Annotated in this window: 1 pseudogene; it reads left to right on the top strand. The window is 43.0% G+C overall.

Annotated features, from left to right (window positions below):
* A pseudogene (locus HC175_RS18520) lies at positions 1–456 on the top strand (pyruvate carboxylase); the annotation flags it as partial.

The following is a 456-nucleotide window of genomic DNA, read 5'->3' as shown; positions in this document are numbered from 1 at the left end:
CCCGGAGGTTTTCCCGAGAAGATCCAGAAAATTGTTCTTAAGGATGAAAAACCTTATACCGAAAGACCGAACGCCCACATGGAACCAATTGATTTTGATAAGGAATATGCAGAATTCCAAAGCAGCTTTAGTGAAGGAATGGGAAGAGACCTGGAAATAACCGATTTTCTGTCTTACAAGCTGTATCCAAAGGTATTTACTGATGCTTACAACCACCACCTGGAATTCGGAAGTGTCATCAACGTCCCCACCAAAAATTTCTTCTACGGCATGGAACCCGGCGAGGAGATCATTGTGGAATTGGACAGAGGGAAAACTTTATTGATCGAGTTCCTTTCAAGAGGAGAAACCGACGAAGACGGCATGTCCAGGATCTTCTTTAAAGTCAACGGACAAACCCGAGCCGTTGAGGTAAAAGATAAGTCAGTCAAAGTGGAAAAGGTAGTTCATCAAAAA

It is taken from the genome of Salinimicrobium oceani, from assembly GCF_012037645.1.
This window is presented reverse-complemented; position numbering and strand designations above follow the sequence as displayed.